This window comes from Haloarcula pellucida, from assembly GCF_014647235.1.
In the GTDB taxonomy this organism is placed as follows: domain Archaea; phylum Halobacteriota; class Halobacteria; order Halobacteriales; family Haloarculaceae; genus Haloarcula; species Haloarcula pellucida.
The window spans coordinates 1-759 of the sequence record NZ_BMOU01000029.1; the positions used below are offsets into that span (position 1 = coordinate 1).

Annotated in this window: 1 pseudogene; it reads right to left on the minus strand. The window is 65.7% G+C overall.

The window, feature by feature from the left end:
- A pseudogene (locus IEY28_RS20525) lies at nucleotides 1-759 on the minus strand (hypothetical protein); the annotation flags it as partial.

Consider the following 759-nt stretch of genomic DNA (forward strand, 5'->3'; position numbering starts at 1 on the left):
TGCCATCGACGAAGAGCTTGACCTGATGCGAGAGGTTGTTGCTGTCGAGATCGCCGTAGAAGTCGACGCGCATCGCGATGCCCACCTTGTCGGCCGGGATGTCATGCTCGGTCGTGAACGTGTTGTAGATGCCGGGGTTGAGCCCCTGGACGTCGTCGGACCGGGTGATGTTGAGTATCCGTTCGTTCGAGGCGACGTCGCCAGCGGTCGACAGCTCCGAGTTGATCCCGACCTGCTGGTCGGCGTGCTCGGCCTCGACGAACCACGCCGTCTGGTCCGAGGTGAACTTGCCACTCTGGACCATCGTCGGATCCGTCGCCGGGGCGCTCGCCAGGCGATCCTCCCACTCGCTGGTCGAGTCGGCCGATTGCATCCGGTTGTCCGTCGTCGTGGTCGACTGCGGATCGTCGACGTTGCGAGCCAGTCCGGTCTGGTCGACCAGCGAGCGGACGGCCACGGGCACCTCCTCCTCGACGTACTCTGCCTGGACGCGCTGTTTGAGCTCGTCGCCGCCGTTGCCCTCGAGGATGACGCGGTCCGGGCGCTCGCGTACGTTCTGGAGTTTCGTGATGGGCAAGCGCTTGCCCTCGTACCACACCCGCATCGGCTGCTCTTCGAGTTGGTCCGACCGGAGCCAGTGATCGGCCTTCGGGACCGGGATGCGGACCTTCGGCAAGGCGTTGACCTTGTGCGGGAACTCGACGCCGTCGGCCAAGACCTGGGGCGTGAGCGGCGCCGTCGCGTTGGGGTGGTCGATCT